Source organism: Pedobacter sp. (assembly GCF_045628745.1).
GTDB lineage: Bacteria > Bacteroidota > Bacteroidia > Sphingobacteriales > Sphingobacteriaceae > Pedobacter.
In genome coordinates this window covers 1-4628 of record NZ_JAZQPU010000212.1, presented here as the reverse complement: position 1 = coordinate 4628, position 4628 = coordinate 1, and the positions used below count along the sequence as shown (strand labels likewise).

The following is a 4628-nucleotide window of genomic DNA, read 5'->3' as shown; positions in this document are numbered from 1 at the left end:
TATTTGCCTGATTAAATCGGCTACATCATATTGCTCGACATTATTTTGCTTGTTTTTATCCATTGAAGCGCTATTGCGTAGGGAATCTGCTTTTAAAGAATCAACAGGGGGAAGGTCCTGGCCAAAGGCACTATTGCCCATGGCGATTAAAAAAACTATTGCTAAAAAGCAAGAAAGAGGAGGATGTTGGACTATGTTTCTAAAATTCAAGGATGATCAATTTTGTTTGCTACCAACGCACAAATTTTACACCAAGAATTTAAATGGTCTTGGTTTTTAGTGGCTTTAGTTGTCGTTGGTAGGTTACAGCAAAATGCCTCAGATTTTCAGCGCCAGCACTGTAAACAGCTTAGGCGCGTAGATTGATCAATATAAAAATTTCCCTTGTAAACTTTTAATTAATCGCTGATATAAATAATTAATCTATTTAAGTTCCTTAAATTAGCCCTATGCAGCCTGATCTTTTGAACATAATGCCTCCATTTTTTAAACCTCTATATATAAGTGCAGCGATGCTGCTTACTGCGTTTTGCCCCATAGTGACTGTGGCGCAACAGCAGGCGCAAATAAAGGTAAAGCAGTATGCAGTAATGCCGGGTTGGGCAAAAAACTCTGTCAACACCGTGGTCTTCAGGAAAGACCCCATCACCACTTATAAAAATACTCAATACATTGCTTTTTATGATGCAGAGGCAAATGTGGTCCTCGGCAAGCGCAATCTAGGCGCTAAAAAGTGGGAAACGAAAATAACACAATACAAGGGAAAGGCCACGGATGCGCATAACAGCATCAGCATCATGACTGATGGAAAGGGTTTTCTCCATATTTCCTGGGATCACCATGGCAATGCTTTGCGCTATGCGCGAAGCGTGAAGCCGGGTTCACTGGAGCTACAAGAAAAAACGCCGATGACAGGCTCCTTGGAAGGTAATTTAACCTACCCGCAGTTTTTTAAATTGCCTGATGGCAACCTGTTGTTTTTGTACCGCGATGGCAGTTCTGGCAGTGGCAATGTGGTGTTGAATTATTATAACACAGCTACGCAGCAGTGGACGCAGCGACACCGCACTTTGATTGATGGCAATGGGCAGCGCAATGCTTATTGCCAGATGGATGTAGATAAAAAAGGGACCATTCAACTGTCATGGGTATGGCGTGAACGTGCAGAGGTGGAAACCAATCATGATTTATGCTATGCACGCTCTCGTGATGGCGGCATTACCTGGGAAAAAACATCGGGAGAAAAATATGTTTTGCCGATCACGGCGGCTACCGCGGAATATGCATTGAAGATTCCGGAGAAAAGTGAGTTGATTAACCAGACTTCCATCACGGCCGATGATCAGGGTAATCCTTATATAGCGACCTACTGGCGTCAGCAGGGTTCCAAAATTCCACAATATCGTGTGGTTTACCATAATGGGGAACAATGGGCTATGCAGCAGGTTTCGCAAAGGACTATGCCCTTTACATTATCGGGTGGTGGCACAAAAAAAATCCCCATTTCCAGGCCTCAAATTATGGTGCTCAACCGCAAGGGACAGCAAATGGTAGTCATCGTTTTTAGAGATGAAGAAAGGAACAATAAAGTCTCCATCGCCTTGTGTAAAGAGCTGCAGAAAGGTGTTTGGGAGACGCATGATTTAACACAGGAACCTGTAGGGCAGTGGGAGCCTGCTTTCGATACCGAACTGTGGAAAAGCAAAGGCCTGCTCAATCTTTTTCTGCAAAAGGTTGAGCAGGCCGATGGGGAAGGGATTGCTCAGGTAAAGCCTGAAATGATCTCTGTACTAGAGTGGAAACCCTGATGTTTTAGTAATGTCCCCTGATCTGCTGGCGAATTTCCTCGTCGTATAGTTTTCTTAACGCCTGATGCGTAGCTGCTGGTAAAGGGGGCAAAGTGGAAGCCATTACATTGTTATCAACCTGGCTAATTTTTGAGGCTCCTGGAATAACAGTGGTCACTTCGGGGTGATCGAGAATCCACCGGATGGCCCATTGCGACAGCCGTTCATCAGGCATTAAGGTTTTGATTGTTTGGCTCAGTTGTACACCCTTTTTAAAGGAGATACCCGAAAAAGTTTCCCCGGCATTGAAAGCTTCCCCGTTGGCATTGAAATTACGGTGGTCATTGCTGGCGAAGGTAGTGTCTTCAGTAAATTTACCCGTCAATAAACCACTGGCCAGGGGCACACGGATAATTAAAGCCACGCCTTTTGCTGCCGCTTTGTGGAAAATTTCGTCGGCCAGGTGCTGCCTGAACAGGTTGAAAATTACCTGTAAGGAAGCCAGTCCTTCTTGTTCTAAACAGATTAAAGCTTCTTCTGCAGTCTCTACACTGGCACCGAAATGTTTAATCAGGCCTTCGCTTTTCAACCTTCTGAGGTGGTCAAAAACAGCACCTTCACGCAGCTCTTCGGTAGGGATACAATGCAGTTGTTGTAAAAACAATTGGCTGAGGCCTAAATGTTCCATAGACTCCAATGTTTGGGCTTTCATGGCTTCATAACCAAAGTTCTGTGGCCAGCCATTTGGCTCGTCATGCCGGCGGCCCAGTTTAGTGGCAACAAACACTTCCTTTGCTGTGGTTTTTAAAAACTGTCCAATAATTTTCTCACTCACACCCATGCCATAAACATCGGCCGTATCAATAAAATTGCCACCTGCATCGGTGTAAGCGTTTAAGATATTTAAAGCCTCTGTTTCGTTTACCGTACCCCAATCGGCACTTCCTAATTGCCAGGTGCCTAATCCAATTTCGGCAATGGCTGTATCTTTAAATAGTCTATAATTCATTTTCTGGTTTCTTTATCTTAAATTAACAAAGCAAGGTTAGCATTTGTTAGTGATGTTTTATGGCTAATGTAGGGATTGTTAACTTGAAGTTGCTAAATTATGGCGTGATTTTTATGAGGAAAGCGGGAGGAATAAGCAATAGAAAACCAAAACAAACAGATGAAAATAGCTACCTATAATGTAAATGGCGTTAATGGCCGATTGCCGGTTTTATTGCGATGGCTGGAAGAAACATCGCCTGATGTAGTTTGTCTGCAGGAATTAAAAGCCCCACAAGAGAAGTTCCCTGAACAGGCCATTCTTGACGCGGGATACCATGCCATCTGGCAAGGACAAAAAAGCTGGAATGGGGTAGCCATTTTATCACGCAGTGCGGAGATGAGGATGCTGCGACAGGGCTTGCCCGGCTTACCTGATGATGCAAACAGCCGTTATATTGAAGCTTTTGTGAACGGTATGATCGTAGGCTGTCTGTATCTGCCGAATGGCAATCCTGCACCGGGACCAAAGTTCGACTATAAAATGCAATGGTTTGAACAGCTTCATGCACATGCGCAAACTTTATTGGATAACAATATGCCTGTGGTGCTCACCGGCGATTATAATGTGATGCCCACAGAACTTGATGTGTATAAGCCTGAGCGTTGGGTAGATGACGCACTTTTCAGGCCTGAAGTGCGTGCTGCTTTTAAAAACCTTGTAGACCTTGGGTGGACTGATGCCATCAGAAAGCTTTATCCCGATCAAAAGATTTATACATTTTATGACTATTTCCGTAATGCCTATGGCCGTGATGCCGGCTTGAGGATAGACCACTTTCTACTGAGCCCTCAACTAGAACCCCGATTGCTCCAGGCAGGCGTGGACCGCCATGTGCGCGGCTGGGAAAAAACCAGCGACCATTGTCCGGTTTGGATAGAACTCGCAGATGTTTAGCCTTAAATCGTTATCATTGAAGCTGTTAATGGGTAAAAGGCAGCTTGTAGACAGCTTATGATGACAGCGCATCCAATCCACGGTGAGTCCACACTCAGTCCACCCTTTGTTCGGCAATACGTGGGCTGAGTGTGGACTCACCGGGGACTCATGGTGGACTCACCCTTAATTGGTAACAATGTGGTTACCTCGTTTCGGGTATTAAACTGTAGCCCTTTTTTAAACCACCAAGGTCAATTGTAATTTGTTGAAGAACTACACCCGGGTCTACCATGTAAACCTTTAAAGTGTGTTTTCCAGCACACATCAATGGCAATTTAATGCTTTTTATCGCACTGTTCCGCAAAACATTTTGCTTCCATTCTTCTGACCGGCCTACTGTTTTAAAATCGCATACTTGTATCGGACCATCATCAATAGAAACACCATAGCGCATGCTGAAATTATTGTTGAGCGCATGCGTAGGTAAAGTATAAAGGTTAATTTCTGGTGCAGCAGCCGTAAAACTATAAAAGTCATAAGCTACGAAGGGCGCATTGTTTTTAATGAATGTGCTATCTAAAGCTGGAAAAATGTTAAGGTCTTTTTGTGTTGACATCAGCGTTTTTGCAGGCAAACCTAAACCTTCAATAATTTGCCAATTGGCATTGTCCTTGTCGGTTTTACGGTTAAAATGTTGCGCTTCCATCGCCACATAACCATTGTCTTCTACAAAACCATTAAAGTCTTTAGGGATCGTTTGCTGAAGATTTTGTGCCTTAACAGCTACGTTTATCTTTTTGCCATTGGCTGTAAATTCTATATTTCCTGATGCCAGCTGTGCAGCGTTAATTTTCTTCCAGTCTACACTGATCCAGAGTCGGGTTTCTTCTGTTCCGGTGCCGGGTTTTAACAAA

3 protein-coding genes and 1 pseudogene are annotated in these 4628 nt (G+C 43.9%); 2 read left to right on the top strand and 2 right to left on the bottom strand.

All coding sequences use genetic code 11. The features are described from left to right. The first annotated feature begins 512 nt into the window (after positions 1 to 512). Entirely contained in the window at positions 513 to 1808 is a 1296-nt protein-coding gene (locus tag ACR2F7_RS08100; RefSeq protein ID WP_432713077.1) for a BNR repeat-containing protein, read from the top strand. Positions 1809 to 1812: 4 nt separating this feature from the next. Here ACR2F7_RS08100 and ACR2F7_RS08095 read toward each other — a convergent pair whose 3' ends face one another. Then, positions 1813 to 2796: an aldo/keto reductase gene (locus ACR2F7_RS08095; protein WP_432713076.1), complete on the bottom strand. Its 984-nt coding sequence runs from the start codon at positions 2794 to 2796 to the stop codon at positions 1813 to 1815. Between the two features lie 159 nt (positions 2797 to 2955). Between ACR2F7_RS08095 and xth the strand changes: the two genes are divergently transcribed. Next, a complete protein-coding gene (gene xth / locus ACR2F7_RS08090; protein ID WP_432713075.1) occupies positions 2956 to 3732 on the top strand; it encodes an exodeoxyribonuclease III in 777 nt (258 codons plus the stop codon). Between the two features lie 184 nt (positions 3733 to 3916). Here xth and ACR2F7_RS08085 read toward each other — a convergent pair. After that, positions 3917 to 4628 (bottom strand): annotated as a pseudogene (locus ACR2F7_RS08085) (glycosyl hydrolase 115 family protein); the annotation flags it as partial.

Bases quoted from the DNA above. Each gene is read 5' to 3' on its own strand.
- ACR2F7_RS08095 (WP_432713076.1), bottom strand. From the start codon at position 2,796: ATGAATTATAGACTATTTAAAGATACAGCCATTGCCGAAATTGGATTA.
- xth (WP_432713075.1), top strand. From the start codon at position 2,956: ATGAAAATAGCTACCTATAATGTAAATGGCGTTAATGGCCGATTGCCG.
- ACR2F7_RS08100 (WP_432713077.1), top strand. From the start codon at position 513: ATGCTGCTTACTGCGTTTTGCCCCATAGTGACTGTGGCGCAACAGCAG.